19 protein-coding genes and 1 pseudogene are annotated in these 17,737 nt (G+C 62.2%); 11 read left to right on the top strand and 9 right to left on the bottom strand.

The genetic code is table 11. The annotated features are described in order from the left end of the window. Positions 1-16 precede the first annotated feature (16 nt). The 5 genes and pseudogenes from AC0L2D_RS18360 (at position 17) to AC0L2D_RS18340 (ending at position 3,943) form a co-directional block, all read left to right on the top strand. Positions 17-736: an ABC transporter permease gene (locus tag AC0L2D_RS18360; RefSeq protein ID WP_024503306.1), complete on the top strand. Its 720-nt coding sequence runs from the start codon at positions 17-19 to the stop codon at positions 734-736. After that, the gene (locus AC0L2D_RS18355; protein ID WP_024503307.1) at positions 733-1,554 is read left to right on the top strand and encodes an ABC transporter permease; all 822 of its coding nucleotides are present in this window, start codon (positions 733-735) and stop codon (positions 1,552-1,554) included. Before AC0L2D_RS18360 ends, AC0L2D_RS18355 begins: the two co-directional genes overlap by 4 nt. Positions 1,555-1,666: 112 nt before the next feature. After that, a complete protein-coding gene (locus tag AC0L2D_RS18350; RefSeq protein ID WP_013531708.1) occupies positions 1,667-2,536 on the top strand; it encodes an NAD(P)-dependent oxidoreductase in 870 nt (289 codons plus the stop codon). Between the two features lie 9 nt (positions 2,537-2,545). Continuing rightward, a pseudogene (locus AC0L2D_RS18345) lies at positions 2,546-3,249 on the top strand (DNA alkylation repair protein). Positions 3,250-3,373: 124 nt separating this feature from the next. Further along, positions 3,374-3,943 (top strand): DUF3299 domain-containing protein, encoded by a 570-nt coding sequence (locus AC0L2D_RS18340; protein ID WP_013531710.1) that lies wholly within the window; start codon positions 3,374-3,376, stop codon positions 3,941-3,943. 27 nt (positions 3,944-3,970) lie between these two features. Here the strand turns inward: AC0L2D_RS18340 and AC0L2D_RS18335 are convergent, their stop codons facing one another. From AC0L2D_RS18335 to AC0L2D_RS18320, 4 genes are all read right to left on the bottom strand, one after another. Continuing rightward, the gene (locus tag AC0L2D_RS18335; RefSeq protein WP_006205209.1) at positions 3,971-4,462 is read right to left on the bottom strand and encodes an Lrp/AsnC family transcriptional regulator; all 492 of its coding nucleotides are present in this window, start codon (positions 4,460-4,462) and stop codon (positions 3,971-3,973) included. 108 nt (positions 4,463-4,570) lie between these two features. Further along, positions 4,571-5,251 (bottom strand): uracil-DNA glycosylase family protein, encoded by a 681-nt coding sequence (locus tag AC0L2D_RS18330; RefSeq protein ID WP_473541796.1) that lies wholly within the window; start codon positions 5,249-5,251, stop codon positions 4,571-4,573. Then, the gene (locus AC0L2D_RS18325) at positions 5,191-5,802 is read right to left on the bottom strand and encodes a glutathione S-transferase (protein WP_013531712.1); all 612 of its coding nucleotides are present in this window, start codon (positions 5,800-5,802) and stop codon (positions 5,191-5,193) included. The genes AC0L2D_RS18330 and AC0L2D_RS18325 overlap by 61 nt, the downstream gene beginning before the upstream one ends. 43 nt (positions 5,803-5,845) lie before the next feature. Continuing rightward, a complete protein-coding gene (locus AC0L2D_RS18320) occupies positions 5,846-6,466 on the bottom strand; it encodes a thermonuclease family protein (protein WP_063167987.1) in 621 nt (206 codons plus the stop codon). A 75-nt stretch (positions 6,467-6,541) separates the two neighbouring features. Between AC0L2D_RS18320 and AC0L2D_RS18315 the strand changes: the two genes are divergently transcribed. Then, positions 6,542-8,062: a sensor histidine kinase gene (locus AC0L2D_RS18315; RefSeq protein WP_473541793.1), complete on the top strand. Its 1,521-nt coding sequence runs from the start codon at positions 6,542-6,544 to the stop codon at positions 8,060-8,062. Positions 8,063-8,073: 11 nt separating this feature from the next. Here AC0L2D_RS18315 and AC0L2D_RS18310 read toward each other — a convergent pair whose 3' ends face one another. After that, the gene (locus tag AC0L2D_RS18310) at positions 8,074-9,072 is read right to left on the bottom strand and encodes a nicotinate-nucleotide--dimethylbenzimidazole phosphoribosyltransferase (protein ID WP_013531715.1); all 999 of its coding nucleotides are present in this window, start codon (positions 9,070-9,072) and stop codon (positions 8,074-8,076) included. Positions 9,073-9,269: 197 nt separating this feature from the next. Between AC0L2D_RS18310 and AC0L2D_RS18305 the strand changes: the two genes are divergently transcribed. Continuing rightward, positions 9,270-9,503 carry a DUF1289 domain-containing protein gene (locus tag AC0L2D_RS18305; RefSeq protein ID WP_024503316.1) on the top strand — a complete coding sequence of 78 codons (234 nt, stop codon included), beginning with the start codon at positions 9,270-9,272 and terminating at the stop codon, positions 9,501-9,503. Between the two features lie 7 nt (positions 9,504-9,510). Beyond that, positions 9,511-10,215 carry a TIGR02281 family clan AA aspartic protease gene (locus AC0L2D_RS18300; RefSeq protein WP_473541790.1) on the top strand — a complete coding sequence of 235 codons (705 nt, stop codon included), beginning with the start codon at positions 9,511-9,513 and terminating at the stop codon, positions 10,213-10,215. A 10-nt stretch (positions 10,216-10,225) separates the two neighbouring features. Here the strand turns inward: AC0L2D_RS18300 and dusA are convergent, their stop codons facing one another. Together dusA and AC0L2D_RS18290 are read right to left on the bottom strand one after the other, a co-directional pair. Then, the gene (gene dusA / locus AC0L2D_RS18295; protein WP_473541788.1) at positions 10,226-11,224 is read right to left on the bottom strand and encodes a tRNA dihydrouridine(20/20a) synthase DusA; all 999 of its coding nucleotides are present in this window, start codon (positions 11,222-11,224) and stop codon (positions 10,226-10,228) included. A 242-nt stretch (positions 11,225-11,466) separates the two neighbouring features. After that, positions 11,467-13,449, bottom strand: coding sequence for a BTAD domain-containing putative transcriptional regulator (locus tag AC0L2D_RS18290; protein WP_473541786.1), 1,983 nt, complete (start codon positions 13,447-13,449; stop codon positions 11,467-11,469). Between the two features lie 151 nt (positions 13,450-13,600). Here AC0L2D_RS18290 and AC0L2D_RS18285 point away from each other — a divergent pair, with 151 nt between their 5' ends. From AC0L2D_RS18285 to AC0L2D_RS18275, 3 genes are read left to right on the top strand one after another with little or no spacing between them, the layout of a single operon-like run. Beyond that, on the top strand, positions 13,601-14,599 hold the full coding sequence (locus AC0L2D_RS18285; protein ID WP_013531720.1) for a DMT family transporter: 999 nt from the start codon (positions 13,601-13,603) through the stop codon (positions 14,597-14,599). 48 nt (positions 14,600-14,647) lie between these two features. Further along, positions 14,648-15,349: a hypothetical protein gene (locus tag AC0L2D_RS18280; protein WP_473541784.1), complete on the top strand. Its 702-nt coding sequence runs from the start codon at positions 14,648-14,650 to the stop codon at positions 15,347-15,349. A gap of 42 nt (positions 15,350-15,391) precedes the next feature. Beyond that, on the top strand, positions 15,392-16,198 hold the full coding sequence (locus AC0L2D_RS18275; protein WP_473541782.1) for a DUF1194 domain-containing protein: 807 nt from the start codon (positions 15,392-15,394) through the stop codon (positions 16,196-16,198). Between the two features lie 110 nt (positions 16,199-16,308). On the opposite strand, the gene AC0L2D_RS18270 is transcribed toward AC0L2D_RS18275, so the two are convergent. Beyond that, a complete protein-coding gene (locus AC0L2D_RS18270) occupies positions 16,309-16,611 on the bottom strand; it encodes a DUF982 domain-containing protein (protein WP_013531722.1) in 303 nt (100 codons plus the stop codon). 139 nt (positions 16,612-16,750) lie between these two features. Next, on the bottom strand, positions 16,751-17,737 hold the full coding sequence (locus AC0L2D_RS18265; protein WP_473541780.1) for an ABC transporter ATP-binding protein: 987 nt from the start codon (positions 17,735-17,737) through the stop codon (positions 16,751-16,753).

Here is a 17,737-nt window from a genome sequence, read left to right as displayed (position 1 = left end):
GGGATAAGACCGGTCGATGCCAGCCCAGAGCATATGGACACTTCTCAGTTGGGGACCTGAAGGCTGGCTTGACGATATTGCCTATGGCGCACTGATCACCATTGCGTTGGCGCTTGCCACGCTGCCCATCGGATTGACGATCGGCTTTTTCATTGCACTCGCCAAGCAGTCCGAAGAACCGTCGCTGCGCCTTGCCGCCAACATCTACACCACCGTCTTTCGCGGCCTGCCAGAACTGGTGACGCTGTTCCTGTTCTTTTTCGGCATGCCGATCCTGCTGCAGCATCTCGTCAGGTATTTCCGGCCTGACGTCACCATCGACGTCAACAGCTTTGTCGCCGGCATGATCGTGCTTGCACTGATCTTCTCCTCCTATGCCAGTGAGGTTTTCCTTTCCGCCTTCCGCGCCATTCCCAAAGGCCAGTATGAGGGCGGCTACGCCATCGGTCTTTCGAACTGGCTGACCATGCGCAAGGTGATCGTGCCGCAGCTGCTGCGCATCGCGTTTCCTGGACTGGAGAACTGCTGGCTCAGCCTGCTCAAGGACACGTCGCTGGTGTCGGTCGTCGGCCTGGCCGAGACGCTGCGCAATGCCAGCATTGCGGCCCGCGTCACCAAGCACGCTTTCCTGTTCTTCGGCGTCGCCTCGCTGGTCTTTCTTGGCCTGGCCGTCCTGTCGTCCTTCGCCACCAACGCGATCCTGCGCTCGCTTGGCCGGCGGGAGGCGCAGCGATGAGCGCCACGGCCACCATGGTCGAACGTCCGCCGCCACGGGCGCGCGGCTGGCCGCGCAGGCGTATCGCCGGTTACGCGCTGGTGGGCCTATGGATTTTGTTCGGTATCGGCATCGTCAGCTATCTCTTCCTTGCCTGGAATCCCGATTTCTTTGCCAAATATGCGCCGGCTTATCTGAGCGGGCTTGGGGTCACGCTGGCGCTGGTTTCCATATCGATGGTACTCGGCGCGATCCTGTCGGTGCCCGTCGCTTACGGGCGCATGTCCAGCAACCGGATCCTGTCCGGCCTCGCCTATTGCTACGTCTATTTCTTCCGCGGCACGCCGCTGCTGGTCCAGACCTATCTGGTCTACTACGGATTGGGCTCGTTCCGCGTCGAACTCCAGTCGGTCGGCCTCTGGGATTTTTTCAAGGACGCGTTCAATTGCGGCGTCTTTGCCTTTGCGCTCAACACGGCCGCCTACCAGGCGGAGATCCTGCGCGGCGCCATAGAGAGCGTGCCAAGAGGGCAATGGGAAGGGGCGGCCTCGCTTGGCCTGCATAAGCTGCAGACGTTGCGCAAGATCATCCTGCCGCAAGCCTTGATCGTCGCCTTGCGGCCCTATGGCAACGAACTGATCCTGATGGTCAAGGCGTCCGCCATCGTCGCCATCATCACGGTCTACGATCTGATGGGCAACGCCAAGCTCGCCTTCGCCAACTCGTTCGACATCCAGGCCTATATCTGGGTCGCCCTCGTCTATCTGGTGATGGTCGAGATCTTGCGGCATGGCGTCGAATGGATCGAGCGCCGGATCACCGTTCACCTGAAACGCTGACGATTTTCAATTCAGCTGCACCAGTCGATCAGGCTATACGCGTCTTGACGAATTGAGCGCAGAGCCTAGAGCTTTCGCAGCAAATTCCGTTTCCATTCTGAAGGGCAAGCTCATGGCATCTGTGGCATTTCTCGGTCTTGGCGTGATGGGCTATCCGATGGCCGGACACTTGAAGAACAAGGGCGGCCATGACGTCACCGTCTACAACCGCACCAAGGCCAAGGCCGAGCAATGGGTTGGCCAGCATGGCGGTAGCCTGGCGGCGACCCCCGCGCAGGCCGCCGAGGGCAAGGATTTTGTGTTCTCCTGCGTCGGCAATGACGACGATCTGCGTTCGGTGACGACCGGTCCGGAAGGCGCCTTCAAATCGATGAAGAAGGGTTCGGTCTTCATCGACAACACCACCGCCTCGGCCGAGGTCGCTCGCGAGCTGGCGGCGGCGGCGCAAGCCGGCGGGTTTTCGTTTCTCGATGCGCCGGTCTCGGGCGGCCAGGCCGGCGCCGAGAACGGCGTGCTGACCGTCATGGTCGGCGGCGAGCAGGATGCGTTCGACAAAGCGAAGCCTGTCATCGACGCTTTTGCGCGCATGGTCGGCTTGATGGGGTCGGCCGGTGCCGGCCAGCTCACCAAAATGATCAACCAGATCACCATCGCCGGCCTCGTCCAGGGCCTGGCCGAAGGCATCCATTTCGGCAAGAAGGCCGGGCTCGACATCGAGAAGGTGATCGAGGTGATTTCCAAGGGCGCCGCGGGCTCCTGGCAGATGGAGAACCGCCACAAGACGATGAACGCCGGCAAATATGATTTCGGCTTCGCCGTCGACTGGATGCGCAAGGATCTCGGCATCTGCCTGGCCGAGGCCGACCGCAATGGCGCCAGACTGCCGGTCACCGCACTCGTCGACCAGTTCTACAAGGATGTGCAGGCGATGGGCGGCAAGCGCTGGGACACGTCCTCGCTGCTCGCCCGTCTCGAAAAATAGGTCTCTGCCGTGGCAGAGCTCTCGCCTCAATCCAGTGCCGCGGAAATCGTCGCCCATCTTCGCGCCATCGGATCCGAGGAGAACCGCCTCGGCATGTTGCGCTACGGCATCAAGATCGACCGTGCACTTGGCATCTCGCACGGTATGCAGCGGCAGATCGCCAGGAAGATCAAACGCAACCACGAGCGCGCCTTCGAGCTGTGGGACACCGGCATCGTGGAGGCGCAGTTCATCGCTTCCGTCACGGCTGACCCGAAACGGTTTTCTGCTGAAGATGCAAGGAGATGGGCGGCGAGTTTCGACTCCTGGGACATCGTCGACGGTGTCTCGGATTTCTTTGTCGATACGGACGCCTGGAAAGAACTGATCGCCGAGTTCGCGGCCGACGAGCGGGAATTCGTTCGGCGCACGGCCTTTGCCATGATGGCCTGGTCTGTCGTCCACGGAAGCAGGAGCCGGAGACGACCTTCCTCGCCTTCCTGCCGATCATCGAAGCGTATGCCGCCGACAGCCGCAATTTCGTGAAGAAAGCCGTTAACTGGGCGCTTCGGTCGATCGGCAAACGATCGATGGACATGCACGGTGCCGCACTGGCTGTCGCCGAACGGCTGGCGCAGTCGACCGACAAGACGGCGCGCTGGATCGGCAAGGACGCCGTAAGGGAGCTGACCAATGCCAAGACGTTCGCGCGGATCGCCGCCAGGAAAGGCTGACGGCGCGCGTTCCGGCCTGTCAGTATCTCGCCGACATGTGAAGTGGCTACCGACATGTGATGCGGCCCGAGCGTTGACGTCTTTGGCAGCGGCGTCTTTACTTGAGGCTCAAAGGAAGCGGCCGATGAGCAATCCTCTAAAATCAACCCTGGCGCTCGCTGCCGCTTTGTTTGTGTCCGCTGCCGCCGATGCCTCGGCCGAGACTGCGCACATATTCTGGAAGGATCTGCGTCCGGCTACGCAATCCGCCGCCGAAAACGTCGGGCTGCCGATGATCGCGGCAAAATTGCCCGACCATGGCGAAACGCTGTCCGTCAATCTTCAGGACAAAAGCATTCAGCTAGCCGGCTACGCATTGCCGGTCGATCGCGACGGTGATCTTGTCTACCAGTTCCTGCTGGTACCCTGGACGGGTGCCTGCAGTCACATGCCGACGCCGCCGCCCAACCAGATTGTCTTGGTTACGCCGGCCCGTCCCTACAAGATGTCCGAGGCCTATCAGCCTGTAGCGGTCACCGGCGCGCTGAAGCCGGACATGGAGAAGAGCCAGCTGTTCATCCTCGACGGCGTCAGCATCATCCAGTCTGGCTACAGCGTGCGCAAGGCAGATGTGGTGAGCGTCGAGACCGTGCCGGATACGATCACGCTGCCGGTGAACTCACCCTGGAGTTTCCTCAACAAAAAGAAGAACTAAGCGGGATGACTTTATGTGACGTTCAGCTCAGGCAGCGTTGGCACCCGATTCCTTATCCAGAACCATGTAGTCGAGCGGGATTTCGGTCGTGTACTTGATCTGCTCCATGGCGAAGGACGACGACACATCACGGATTTCGATCTTGGCGATCAGCCGTTTGTAGAAGGCGTCATAGGCCGCGATGTCGGGCACCACGACGCGCAGGAGATAATCGACGTCGCCGCTCATGCGGTAGAACTCGACCACCTCGGGAAACTCCTGGATGACTTCCGAGAAACGCCGCAGCCATTCATGGCTATGCGAATTGGTGCGGATCGACACGAAGACGGTGACGCGCACATTGACCTTTTCATGGTCGAGAATGGCAACGCGCCGCTTGATGACGCCCTCTTCCTCGAGCTTCTGGATGCGTCTCCAGCAAGGCGTCGTCGACAGCCCGACTTTCTTGGCGACATCGGCGACCGCGAGTGTCGCGTCCTCCTGCAAGAGGCGGAGAATTTTTCTATCGAGGCGATCCATATCGTGCTCCCAAAGGAATAGAATGCCTATACTCTGCCTTATCCAGGCCTTTCACAAGAAAGAAATTCTGCTGATCGGGCAAAAAGCGAGTGATTTCTTGCTGAAAGGTCAGCCGAGGCGATAGCGGATTTCCGAACGCAGAAAAGGCAGCAAATCCATTTCAAACCACGGATTCTTCTTCAGCCAGCCCGTGTTGCGCCACGAGGGATGCGGCAGCGGCAGCACTTTCGGACCGACGGAATTCTCCCAGATGGAGCGCCAGTCCATGACCGTTTCCGTCAGTGAGGGCCGGCGCACCGCACCCATGTGCCAGGACTGCGCGTAGATACCGATCGTCAGCACCAGATCGATCCGTGGCATAGAGGCCATCAAAGGTGCGCGCCAGGCCGCCGCGCATTCGCGCCTCGGCGGCAGATCTCCCCCCTTGGCATCCTGGCCGGGAAAGCAGAAGCCCATCGGGACGATTGCGAATTTTTCGATGTCGTAGAATTCGTCGCTCGTCACGCCAAGCCAGCTGCGCAGGCGGTCGCCGGAAGCGTCGGTGAACGGCATGCCCGACAGATGCACCTTGGTGCCGGGCGCCTGGCTGGCGATCAGGATCCGGGCGGTGGATGATGGGCGCAGCACTGGTCGCGGCTCATGCGGCAACGGCTTGCCGGCCGGATTTTCCACGCAGATGCGGCAGGCGCGGACCCTGGCGACGAGGTTTTCGAGTTCGGCAGTCATTCTCAGGCTGATGCGCTCGGCCGGCTGGAAACGGCTTGATGCCAGCGCAACACATTCGCGCACTCATCCGGTACCTTGATGCGTGCCGGCTTCATGAAGTCGACAGCGATCAGGCCGGTGATGTCGGCGATCGAATAGCTGTCACCGGCGATGAACTCCCGGCTGCCCAGTTCGCCGTCCAGCAGCCTGAGGAACGCCACGGCCTTCGGCTTGTTGGCCTCACCCCAATCAGGGACCTGCGGGATTTCCCATTCCTTCATGGCAGGATGGATGTGCCGGAAGGCCTGCGTGACGCAGCTGAGCAAATTGAATTCCATCCGCCTCTGCCACATCTCGACCTGCGCCTTGCCGAGTGCGCCACGCCCGAACAAAGCGGGCTCCGGATGCAGTTCCTCGAAATAGCGGCAGATGGCGACGGATTCGGTGATGACGGTGCCGTCGTCGAGTTCCAGCACCGGCAGACGCTGCAAGGGGTTGCGCGAGCTGACCGCCTGTTGCCTGTGTTCCAACGCGCCCATATCGATGGGCACCTGCGCAACCTCGATGCCTTTCTCGGCCAGGAAAACGCGGACCCGCCTTGGATTGGGCGCCCGGCCACCGTCGAAGAGCTTCATTCCATCCTCCTGTTCGTCCTCGGTTCCAGTTCCAGGATGCGCATCACCAGAAGCGAAAAATCTCGCGCACGGCATCGCCGATCGACGCCAGTGTGCCGTGCTTCTTCTCGACGACTTCGCCGTGATGGCTGTCTCGCCAATTCTGCGGCTGATCGAACGTTCCCGCCCAGATGCCGGCCTTTGCCGCGCGGGCGATGGCTTCCTCGCTCTCGAAGTCGCCATAGGCAACCGCCCAGCCCGCCTCGACCTGCGCGCGGTTGAGATCCTTGCCGCCGGCGGTGCAGTCGCCGAGCAGCCGGCCATAACGATCACGCTGCCAGCCGGTACAAGAGACGGGCTTGCCGGCGATCAGGCGAACGAGCGACTGACGCGCAAGCGTGCCGCAGGAATAGTCCGCGCCGTTCTTGCGGCAGGTCTGCGTATATTCCGGAGCATCGATGCCGCGCATGCGGATACGCTCGGTGCCAAGCGTGATCGAATCGCCGTCGTTGATGATTGCCACGCCTTGCGTCTTGCGTGTCTCCACCCGGTCGAGGCGGGCCGCCAGCAGGATCAGCAGTCCGAGGATGATGACGGCAAGCCCGTAATCCACCAGCCGGCGCCACAGGCTTCTGGGGCGCGCAACGTATCGCCGGCGCGGCCTCGGCGACCATGAACGGCTCATATGGCAAACGGTTGGTTAATCATTCGAACGTAGCTTAACACTTGGAAACCGCTGCTCGCATAAATTGAAGTTTTGATGCCCTTGCAACGCTCGAACACAGCGGACAAGTTCATTGTGGACCGCAGGAAACGCCATCGCAACAGCGATGTCGCGCGCGCGGTGCGCAAGACGCGTGACCGTCTTTCGCAGCAGGCCGGCAATCCCGATTTCGATCGCGAACTGCTGAAGCTGCATGCCCGAGCGATGACAAGCGGCGCCATCGCCATCCCGCTTCTCGTGCTGGCGATTGCCGCGGGTGGCCGGCTGGCCGGAATCGGCAATGAGATCGGGCTTTGGGCGCTGTTCACGCTAACCTGCTACACTATCGTTGGCTTCATGGCGCGGCGCATCGAGCGCACTGAAGCTTCCGAGCTCAACCCTTTGCAAGCACGGCGGGAATTCCTGATCGGCCATTTCCTGTGCGGTCTCGGCTGGGCTTGGTTCGTGTGGCTTGGCTGCAGCGTCTGCGAGGTCGATCCGTTCCACATCGTCAAGGCCGTGGTGCTGTTGTTCGCCATGGCGGCGACCGCGGTGATGACCTCGTCTCTGCGCGGCGCGCTGCTGGCGACCTTTGCCGTTCCCGTGGCGCTCTACGCCTATGCCGGCGCCAAGCTATGGATGCCGGTCGAGGCGATCATGGCCGCGCTGCTGGTCGTGTCGCTGCCGTTTTTCGCCTATGTGGCCCGTCATCTCAACCACTCGTCCTTGATGATGCTGTCGTTCCGCTCCGAAAAGGATGCGCTGATCGCCGAACTGGAGACGGCGAAATCGATGTCGGACGAAGCGCGGCGGCGGGCCGAGGACGCCAATCTGGCGAAATCGCGGTTCCTCGCCTCGATGAGCCACGAATTGCGCACGCCGCTCAACGCCATTCTCGGTTTTTCCGAGGTGATGTCGAACGAGGTGCTGGGACCGATGAGCAATCCCACCTATCGTGACTACGCCCATGACGTGCACGAATCCGGCCAGCATCTGCTCGACCTGATCAACGAGATTCTCGACCTGTCACGCATCGAGGCCGGCCGCTACCAGCTCAATGAAGAACCGGTGATGCTGCTTGGTATCGTCGAGGACTGCTGTCACATGATGGAGTTGAGGGCGCGCAACAAGGATATCCGTGTCGTCCAGGATTTCGAGCACGAGCTGCCTCGGCTGTTCGCCGATGAACGGGCCGTGCGGCAGATCACGCTCAACCTTCTGTCGAACGCGATAAAATTCACCGCCACCGGCGGCGAAATCCGTGTCCGTGTCGGTTGGACGGCGGGCGGCGGACAATACATTTCGATCAAGGACAATGGCCCGGGCATACCGGAAGACGAGATCCCGATCGTGCTTTCCGCCTTCGGCCAGGGCTCCATTGCCATCAAGAGCGCCGAGCAAGGCACCGGGCTTGGCCTGCCGATCGTGCAAGGGCTGCTCGCCATGCATGGCGGCGAGTTCGAACTTCATTCCAAGCTGCGCGAAGGCACCGAGGCGATCGCCATCTTCCCGCTGAGCCGGGTGATGGAGGAATTGCCAGCACTGCCGACCGCGGCGGTGGCGGCTCGACGGCGGTAATACCTCAAGCCCTAACCGCGTACCGCCGCAGCCATGCCCGAACTGGTCAGGGCGGCGGCCTTGACCAGACCCGCGGCAAGGGCGGCCCCTGCCCCTTCGCCATGGCTGATGCCCAGATCAAGCAACGGGCGCAGGCCGAGCCGTTGGGCGGCGCGTGCATGCGCGGGTTCCGGCGACAGGCTGGCCAGCAGGCAATGATCGAGCGCGGCGGGATTGACGCCATGCAGTACCGCTGCGGCTGCCGTCGCGGCCACTCCGTCGAGCAGCACCGGGATCTTCTGCATCCGCGCGGCGAGGATGGCACCGGCGATCGCTGCGAACTCACGACCGCCGACCCGGCGCAGCGCCTCGAGCGGGTCGCCGAGATGGCCGCCATGAAAAGCCAGCGCCGCATCGACCACGCCGGCCTTGCGTGCCTGCATCGCCGCATCGGCACCTGACCCCGGGCCGACCCAGTCGGCGCCCCTACCCCCGAACAGCGCCGCAAACAGGGTGGCGGCGACGGTGGAGTTGCCGACGCCGAGATCGCCGAGACACAAGAGATCGGTGCCGCCGGCGATCGCTTCCATGCCGAAGGCCATGGTGGCGGCACAGCCACGCTCGTCCAGCGCGGCCTCTTCGGTGATGTCGGCGGTCGGGATGTGCAGGGCAAGATCGAAGACCTTAAGCCCGAGATCGTAGGCAATGCAGATCTGGTTGATTGCGGCACCTCCGGCGGCGCAAAGTTCGACCGCGTTGGCGGTCGCCGCCACCGGCCGTGGCGAAATGCCGTGGCGCGTGACGCCGTGATTGCCGGCAAAGACCGCCATCAGCGGTCTTGTCACCGCGGGCGGAGCCCGCCCGCTCCAGGTGGCCAGCCAGGCGGCGATGTCCTCGATGCGGCCAAGCGAATTGCCCGGTTTGTCGGCCTTGGCAAACAGCGTGCGCACGCGGGTCTCGGCTGCCGTGTCGGCCGCCGGCAGATTGGCCAACAGGTTGCGAAAATCGTCGAAAGGCAGTGCGCTGGTCATCTTGTTATCGATCATTCCCTGGATTTGGTAAGCGGCATAGCCGCCTTGCGGGGTTGGCACAACCTCTGGGATGATGGGCCTGCATTTGCCGCAAAGCCGGCCCCGAAGGGCGCAATCGCGAGGGCTTGCATTGGCTTTGCCGTTGCACCATGTGGAGGTGGAACAAGGGATTGCGGATGGAAGCCCAAGAGAAAGTCATGACGGCCATCGAATCCCCGTGCATCCTGGTCTGCTCGATCGACATGAAAACCGGCTTCTGTTTCGGGTGCGGCCGCACGCGCGAGGAAATCGGCGCCTGGATCGGGATGACGCCGGAAACGCGCCGCAGCGTCATGGCTGAATTGCCGGCCCGGCTGGAAACGGTCGAGCGCCGGCCGCGCCGGGAAACGCGCCGCACCCGCATGGCGCGCGAACGCGACGCGCTGTCGTGAGGTGCGGATGAGCCGGTTGTTCTGGATATTGATGGCCGCGATCGGGGTGGGAGCAGTCCTGCTCATGCTCAACGATTCCGCCGGCAGCACCCTCGGCGTGGAGAACAACGATTTCAGCCGGCTGATCTGGCTCGGCGCCTTTGGCGCCCTTATCGGCGCCGGCCTGCTTCGCTCGGGCCGACCCCTGGGCGCCATGGCCCGCAACCTCGGCGCCTGGGCGGCCATCGCGCTCGCGCTGATCGCCGGTTACCAGTATCGCTACGAACTGCAGGATGTCGCCAGCCGGGTGACCGCGGGCCTTGTTCCCGGCAGTCCGCTTGCGCTTGGCGTCGAGGACGGCCACGCCACGGTGACGCTCGACAAGGCGGACAATGGCCATTTCGAAGCGCGCATCCTGGTCAACGGCAACCCGGTCCGGGCCGTGGTGGATACCGGCGCGACCAGCACCGTGCTGACGTCCGAAGACGCACAAGCCGCCGGATTCAATCCAGCGGCGCTCAACTACACCATACCGGTTTCGACCGCCAACGGCATGACACGCGCCGCGGCCGTGAAAACCGATCAGATTGCGATCGGCGGCATCACGCGCAGGGATATGTCGGTGATGATCGCCGCACCCGGCATGCTCAGCCAGAGCCTGCTCGGCATGAACTTCATCGGTTCATTGTCGGGTTTTGACGTGCGCGGCGACCGCATGATCCTCAGGGACTGATCCCCGAATCTCAAGCCGCTTCGGCTGCCGCTCCGCCGAGCTCGACGGCCGCGAAAGCCGCCTTCAGCACGTCCGGGCCGGCGCCGGGTTTTGTCGCGTCGGTGGACAGGATCTGCCGGTAGCGGCGCGCGCCGGGCAAGCCATGGAACAGTCCGACCATGTGGCGGGTGACATGTCCAAGCCGCCCACCCTGCTCGATATGACGTGCCGCATAGTCCGCCGTCGTATCGATCAGCGCGGCGAAATCGAACGGCTCGGACTGGACGCCGTAGAAAGCGTCATCGACGCCAGCCAGAATGCCGGGCGTGTGGTAAGCGGCGCGGCCAAGCATGGCGCCGTCGACATGGCCGAGATGCGCCAACGCCTCTTCGATCGTCTGAATGCCGCCATTGATGCCAATGAATTCGTTAGGTTTTCTAGCCTTCAGCCGATAGACCCTGTTGTAGTCGAGCGGCGGGATGTCACGGTTTTCTTTGGGGCTCAGCCCTTCCAGCCACGCCTTGCGCGCATGCACCCACAATGCGTCGGCGCCGGCGTCGAAAACCCCATCCGCCAGCGCATCGAGGGCCGGCTCCGGATCCTGCTCGTCGACGCCGATGCGGCATTTGACGGTCACGGGAATTGTCACCGCCGCCTTCATCGCCGCGACACAGCCGGCAACGAGGTCCGGCACCTTCATCAGGCAGGCGCCGAATGTGCCCGACTGGACGCGGTCTGACGGACAGCCGACATTGAGGTTGATCTCGTCATAGCCAAAGGCTTCGCCGATGCGCGCCGCCTCGGCAAGTTTTTCGCGATCCGAGCCGCCGAGCTGCAGCGCGACCGGATGTTCTGACGCATCGAAGCCGAGCAGACGCTCGCGCGCGCCATGGATGACGGCGTCGGCCACCACCATCTCGGTGTAAAGCAGCGCATGGCTCGTCAACTGGCGGTGGAAGAACCGGCAATGCCGGTCCGTCCAGTCCATCATGGGCGCTATGGCTACCCTAAACCTTTGATAATCTTTCATGCTTCATAACTTCGACAGGTTGGATCGCGTCGTACGGGCTCTATCACGCGCCATGATAGGCCCAAGCCGCAAATCGGCGGATGACTGGCCGGCGCGACGGCGTGGGGCGTCGAATACCTCAATCGCAGGGTAGCGTATAGGTCGACCTGGCCGGAATTGCCAACGCGTCGTCTGCTTTCGATGCCTGGGCGGAGGACGGAACCCTCCAGCTTCGTATGACGGTGTCTGCGCCAACGATGTGGCTAGGAACTGGGAAGGCCAGCCCTCGACAGCATCTCAAGGAACCGGGAATGATGATGATCCTTTACATAGCGCGGCACAAAGCCAGGGCAGACGTTGCTCAGATTGAGATGCGGAAGTTGTGACAGGCAATGGTGGATGGCCCGGGACGCTTCTTCGTTGTTTCCGGTGGCCGACGCGGTCGCGGCCCAATAAAGGGCGCCGCGAACGAAGCCAGGCTTTGTCCTGACCACTTTGCGGGCGGCTTCGAGCGCCCGCTGGTTGTCTCCGCCAGCGAAGAGCGCCACAACCAGGCCGTGGTGGCGCCAGAAGTCAATGACATCGTGCGTTCCGAGCCGGATTGCTTCGTTGGCCTCACGCACCGCTTCGTCGACCTGTCCGCGCAACGCAAAGAGCATCGAAATATCGCCGTGGCCAGTCGGGTAGCTTGGGTTGAGGCTGATCGCGTGGCGGCATTCGGCGATCGCCTCGTCGATGCGACCGCAGCTTTCGAGAGCGAACGACAGAATACATCGGGCAATTTCATCGTCCGGTACCGCCCGCACTGCGGCTTCCGCAAGCTCGACCGCACGCTCGATCACCCCACGCTCCCGAGGCAGCGCACCAAACGCCACGCCCATGGATATTACGATCGAGAGCGTCCGCTTTGCACGGGCATTGTCGGGACCTATCGAGAAAGCCCTCTCGGCAAGCTCTATCCCGACCAAAAGTGAGTCCCGAGTCATCTCAAAATATTTCATGAGGGCTTCGTTCACCAGCCTGCGCACTTCAGGGATCCCTGGCGGGCTTTTGTCTCGAACCTTCCAGTTGGTCAGTTGAAGTTCGAGGATCACGGCAAGAACAACAGATTGTGCGATCCTGTCCTGGAATTCGAGCGCGTTCTCGGAGTGGCCGTCGAACTTCTGGGCCCAGACGTGGTGGCCGCCGGCAGCATCGACGAGCTGGACATTCACCCTCAACCCATTGCCGGATCTCTGGACGCTGCCGCTGAGCATATATCGCGCCCGGAGTATCCCTGGTGTCTTGGCTTCTTCGCCTGGGCCGCTCTTCTCGGACGGAAGCGCGGCGAGGACGACATAGTCGGCCACTCCGGAGAGGGCTGTCGTGATGTCCTGGACAAGTCCCTTGGCGAAAAAGTCGTCGCCTTGCTTTCCGGTCAGATTAACGAAGTCGGCAACGCTGATGGACGGATGCCCAAGGCGCTGGCTGGACGGAACACCATTTGTCGACTGCACATTTGAAGCGTCGTCGGCGGCGAGCAACAGAGATTGCCAAAGCGCCCGCGTTTCAGGGCCGGCTTCGACGCCGAACTCCTTCTTCAGCATGCTTCTGCAAGCTTCGTATGTCCTGATTGCCCTGTCGCGTTGGCCACATGCGAGCAGCAATTCCATCTTGAGCCGATAGGATTCCTCCCGTGTCGGTTCCATGGTCAGAATACGATCGGCCAGGATCAGCCCGGCATCGGGGTCGACGAGACGGGCCAGTTTTTCGAAGGACTCAAGCGCGCGGCCGAGCAGCCTGTCGCGTTCCGATGTGATCCAGTCATCGAACGTATTGCTTCCCAGATAAAGCCCGTCGAGGAAGGGCCCGGTGTAGTTCGCCAAAGCCTTCGCGAGGTCCTGGGCGGAACGGGCCGAGAGACCCGTTTCGAACTTCTCCACGTCGACTTGAACCAGCTCTGGCCTCAGGGCGATCAACTCACCGCTGGAATGGATGAGATCCACCCCCTCTCGCGCCAGATCCTGGCGCAGGACACTGAGGGCCTGCCGAAGGCTGTTGCGCGAATGTTCAGCGTCGCTGTCGCCCCATAGGAGGTCAGCCAACCTCTCCCGCGTCGCCGCCATGCCCGGACACCGGGCCAGATAGGCGATGATTGCCGGCCCTCGTTTCCCGGTCAGCCGAAGCGGACCGGCCGTTTCATTTTCAATCCGGAAACCGCCGAAGAGTGAGATTCTATTTGCAGCGCCGCTGTCCTCACTTTGCATTTGCTATCCCAGCCTGACGAAATCCTAACTCAAAACTAACGCTTCGCAACAGTCGGCCTTCGCGCTCAAGCGCTGCCGTAACGGCAGGCTGTTTAGGCTTTGCTAAATTAAGGCGACCAAGTCAACGAAAGGCTTGGTTCGAGGGGGGCGAGTGTCCAGGACAAGAGCCAATTTGCTGCTGCTGTTTGCAGCCGCTTTGTGGGGCTTCGGCAATGTCTCGCAAAAGATGGTGCTTGTGCATCTCGACGCGCTGAGTGCTGTGGGTCTGCGATGCCTGATCGGCGGGCTGCTTGTGCTGCCCTTTGTCTTCATGGAGAAGCGGCTTCCGCTCGGGCCGGACTATTTTTCCAGCTTGGCCAAGGTGGGCGCGCTGTTTGCCATCTCCATCACGCTCCAGCAGCTTTGCTATCTCGGGGCCTCCGTCACCAATGCGAGCTTCCTGGTAAGCACGGCAACGGTAATGACACCGCTGGCCGCCTGGTTTCTCGTAGGCGAACGTCCGACAGCGAGTCTTACAATCGCCGCCGGATTGACCCTTGTTGGAGCCCTGCTGTTGTCGGATGGGATAGCCGGGTTCAGCAGTGGCGATCTTACCGCTGTGCTCTCGGCTGCCTGCTATGCGCTCTGGGCAGTCGAGCTGGGCCGGCACATGCAGGTGCATGCGCGGCCGTTCACCGCTGCCGCGACACAGTTCTTCGGCGCCGCAGCCTTCGCCCTGCCGCTCGGTGCAATGCAAGGCAATCTGTCGCTGGCCGCCGCATTCGCAGCAGGCCCGGAACTGGCGATCCTCGGCGTGTTCTCCACTGCGATTGCCTTCGGCATACAGACGGTTGCCCTCCGCTTTACGCCGGCCAGCCACGCCGCCGTGATCGTCAGCGCAGAAAGCGTTTTCGGGGCGCTGGGCGCGGCAATCTTTCTCGGCGAGCGGAGCTCGTCCGCGAGCGTCTTGGGTGCCGGCATCATCCTGGGTGCGATCCTGTCCGTTGCAATGTCGAACCGAGCGCCGCAGGCACGCACGTCCTTGCGAACCGCTTCGGTTCAACCCTTCGACGCGGCCCCTGCCTTTGCAGCTGCCGCCGCAAATTGGGCGGGCGACCGTCATCCCAACAATTCAGGTCCAGTGGAGGAATGCGATGGCCCTTGCCGGTGATGCGAAACGTATTCCAGACCCGGCCGGACTTGTCGCGGGGGCGCAGTGATGGATGCGCGGACAATCCTTCTTCCGGTCGCACATTTGGTATCGGCGCTTCGCGCCCGCATGAAGGGACCGGGCGGCGGCTACAACAGCGGCAATGCGCTCGGCCTCATTGTCGGTCTGGCGATCCAGATTGCCACCGCGCCGGTCGGCTTGCATGAGGGAAGCAGCGTCACCATGGCGGTGATCGAATATTTCGCTGGCAGCCATGGCACTGTTGCGCTGACCTTGACCACCCTGGTCTTCTTCTGGGGCGGCGAGGCCTATCACCGGGCCTGGGCAAGGCCGGATGCTCCCGATCCCGCCCTCAACCGTCTGGGCGACTTCCTGTCGGGCCTGGGTGCGATCGGGCTCGGCATTGCCCTGTTGCTGCTCGGCGATCCATTGCTTGCGGCGACCTCCGGCCTGCTGCATGCGCTGGGCAAATTCGGCAGCACCTTCCACAGGCCCGGCACGCAAATTTCGATCTGGCCGGCCGCTTGGCCCGATCCGTTCCGCAGTGCGGTGCTCGCCAGCCGGTTGCCGGCAATGCTGGCGACGACAGTGGCCCTCGCCCGCGCTTTGCCTGAGGTCTGGTGGAGCGGCTCCTTCGCGGCCCTCGCCATGCCACTGACCTTGCTCGGCTGTTATCTCTTGTGGACCAAGGCCGATCTGCTGCTCTTCGGCGTGCGCACCAAGGCCACCCGCCAAATTTCCACATGTTGAACCCGCTTTTTGAAACGACCGGATGTCGAGATGGAGAATGACATGTTTGGCAGTGTGTATCATCAGGACGCCGGCCCCCCACCCTTTCGCGAACGGGTGCGGATGACAGGCTGGGGCAGTCTCCTGACGCCGGCCGGTTCAATCTCGAGAATGACAGGAATACTTGCAGCTTCGCTGTTTTGGGGGGTCTCTGCCCATGCCGCGAACGTTGACGTCGCCATCGTGTTCGCGGTCGACTTTTCGTCATCCATCGATCCGAAGATCGCCGATATGCAACGCGAGGGACATGCCGCGGCACTCACCTCGCCAGAGATCATCGCCGCCATCAGCCGGAATTATGTTGGTTGCATCGGCGTTGCCTATTTTGAGTGGTCGAGCCCCGGACACGCGCGCGTCGTGCTGCCGTGGACAAGCATCTGCGGACTGGAAGATGCCGAAGCGGCGGCTGCGGTGATCAGCAGCAAAGGCGATACCGGCTTCATCCGCAGAGGGCGTGGCGGAACATCCGTCTCCTCGGCTATCGACATCGGCAGTCTCCTGCTCGACCAGTTCCCGGGAAAGGCCGCAAAGAAAGTCATCGATATCTCCTCCAATGGCGAGAACAACGACGGGCTTCCCGTCCAGCCGAGCAGGTCGAACGCCATAGCCAAGGGATATACGATCAATGCCATCGCCATCCCGACGGAGGATGAGAATCCCGACCAACCTCTGGCATCCTATTTTGCCAAATCGGTCATTGGCGGTTCCCAGGCCTTCGTCATGACGCCGAAGGGGCCAGACGACTACACCATGGCGCTTCGCCGCAAGCTCGTGACTGAAGTAAGCATGAACGATGACCGTCCGCTGTGAAAGTGCGCCATGTAGGACGAACTTTCGAGGCCTCAGCCCGAAGCGCATTGCACAACGAGATCCCCGCGCCGCTGCAGCGCGAGACCTTGTAGGACCGTCAGGACAACAGCCTATCGCCGCAATGCGTGCACGCTTGCCTTGCCTTCGCCGCCTACCGGCAAAGCCATGTCATCGTCGAGAAGGCGCGTGATGCGGGCAAAGCCGGTGAACGCTTTCCTTGCTTCCTCGGCCGACATCTGGCCCGACAAAGCGGCCGAGCAACAGTTCAGCGCGCACTGATAAACCGGACCGCGCCGTCCCGCCGGCCATTTCCGCAAGAACATCATGGCTTCGGCAACACTATCGATTTCTTCCGCAGGGTGCCCTTGCCCGCGCGAAATCCGCACGGGCGAAAAGAAATGCAATTGATCCATCGTTTCCTCCCGGTCGACCGCAATGCGCTCGATCGAACCCCACCAAACGCGCCAACAGCCGGTTGGTTCCAGCCAAAAAATGGAATCTTTTAGAAATCTGTCAGGCGAAGGCGATCACCTGTGCGGTGGTGAGTGTCGCCTACATCGTCGGAAAGTGGCAGGCGACTTTGCGACCGGGTCGGTATTCCCGCAACTGCGGCCGTTCCGAACGGCAGCGCTCCGCCGCGATCGGGCATCGGGGATGGAAACGGCAGCCGGTTGGGGGGTTCAGAGGGCTCGGTACGTCGCCGGTGAGGATGATGCGCTTGCGCGTCCCGCTGGGCGTCGTCTCCACGACAGGAACCGCCGAAATCAGCGCCTGGCTATAAGGATGGGCTGGTGCTGCAAACACCTCTTCCGCCGGCCCTTCTTCGACGATCGAGCCGAGATACATGACCGCTATGCGGGTTGAAACCTGACGTACCACCGACAGGTCGTGGGCGATGAAGATGTAAGTGAGATTGAGCTTCTCCTGCAGATCGGCAAGCAGGTTGACGATTTGCGCCTGCACCGACACGTCGAGCGCGGAGACGGGTTCGTCCAGGACCACTAGGTCCGGGTTCAATGCAATAGCCCGCGCGATGCCGACGCGCTGGCGTTGCCCGCCGGAAAATTCGTGCGGAAACCGCATGACGTGATCCGGCAGCAGGCCGACAAGGTCGAACAGTTCCGCCACGCGTCTGGTGATCTCGCTCGACGAGAGCCTGCCATGGATGCGCAGCGGCTCGGCCACCAGGTCGCCGACGCGCCGGCGCGGATTGAGCGATGCCGACGGATCCTGGAAAACCATTTGCAAGCGGCGCCGGAGCGGCCTGAGTTCGGACAGCGACTTCGAGGTGATATCGTTGCCTTCGAACAGAAGCTCGCCGTCCGATACGTCGTAGAGCCTCACCAGGCAGCGCGCCAGCGTGGACTTGCCGCATCCGGATTCGCCGACAAGGCCGACCGTCTCGCCGCGCCACACGGTCAGGGAAACATTGTCGACCGCATGAACGGTTCGCTTGCCTTCGGCGGAAAAACGGCTGCCGATCGAAAAGCGCTTGCCCAGCGAATGCGTCTCGATAATGGGGCGATTCTTGTCGGTCAT

This window comes from Mesorhizobium sp. WSM4833, assembly GCF_055811095.1.
Note: the sequence above shows the minus strand (reverse complement) of the source record. Positions and strands in the feature narration are given on the sequence as shown.

Excerpts from the sequence above, each read along its gene's own strand:
- AC0L2D_RS18350 (WP_013531708.1), top strand. The coding sequence starts at position 1,667 with ATGGCATCTGTGGCATTTCTCGGTCTTGGCGTGATGGGCTATCCGATG.
- dusA (WP_473541788.1), bottom strand. The coding sequence starts at position 11,224 with ATGAAAGATTATCAAAGGTTTAGGGTAGCCATAGCGCCCATGATGGAC.
- AC0L2D_RS18310 (WP_013531715.1), bottom strand. The coding sequence starts at position 9,072 with ATGACCAGCGCACTGCCTTTCGACGATTTTCGCAACCTGTTGGCCAAT.
- AC0L2D_RS18280 (WP_473541784.1), top strand. The coding sequence starts at position 14,648 with ATGGATGCGCGGACAATCCTTCTTCCGGTCGCACATTTGGTATCGGCG.
- AC0L2D_RS18265 (WP_473541780.1), bottom strand. The coding sequence starts at position 17,737 with ATGACCGACAAGAATCGCCCCATTATCGAGACGCATTCGCTGGGCAAG.
- AC0L2D_RS18300 (WP_473541790.1), top strand. The coding sequence starts at position 9,511 with ATGAGCCGGTTGTTCTGGATATTGATGGCCGCGATCGGGGTGGGAGCA.
- AC0L2D_RS18355 (WP_024503307.1), top strand. The coding sequence starts at position 733 with ATGAGCGCCACGGCCACCATGGTCGAACGTCCGCCGCCACGGGCGCGC.
- AC0L2D_RS18315 (WP_473541793.1), top strand. The coding sequence starts at position 6,542 with ATGCCCTTGCAACGCTCGAACACAGCGGACAAGTTCATTGTGGACCGC.
- AC0L2D_RS18320 (WP_063167987.1), bottom strand. The coding sequence starts at position 6,466 with ATGAGCCGTTCATGGTCGCCGAGGCCGCGCCGGCGATACGTTGCGCGC.
- AC0L2D_RS18275 (WP_473541782.1), top strand. The coding sequence starts at position 15,392 with ATGTTTGGCAGTGTGTATCATCAGGACGCCGGCCCCCCACCCTTTCGC.
- AC0L2D_RS18335 (WP_006205209.1), bottom strand. The coding sequence starts at position 4,462 with ATGGATCGCCTCGATAGAAAAATTCTCCGCCTCTTGCAGGAGGACGCG.
- AC0L2D_RS18270 (WP_013531722.1), bottom strand. The coding sequence starts at position 16,611 with ATGGATCAATTGCATTTCTTTTCGCCCGTGCGGATTTCGCGCGGGCAA.
- AC0L2D_RS18360 (WP_024503306.1), top strand. The coding sequence starts at position 17 with ATGCCAGCCCAGAGCATATGGACACTTCTCAGTTGGGGACCTGAAGGC.
- AC0L2D_RS18305 (WP_024503316.1), top strand. The coding sequence starts at position 9,270 with ATGACGGCCATCGAATCCCCGTGCATCCTGGTCTGCTCGATCGACATG.
- AC0L2D_RS18325 (WP_013531712.1), bottom strand. The coding sequence starts at position 5,802 with ATGAAGCTCTTCGACGGTGGCCGGGCGCCCAATCCAAGGCGGGTCCGC.
- AC0L2D_RS18340 (WP_013531710.1), top strand. The coding sequence starts at position 3,374 with ATGAGCAATCCTCTAAAATCAACCCTGGCGCTCGCTGCCGCTTTGTTT.
- AC0L2D_RS18290 (WP_473541786.1), bottom strand. The coding sequence starts at position 13,449 with ATGCAAAGTGAGGACAGCGGCGCTGCAAATAGAATCTCACTCTTCGGC.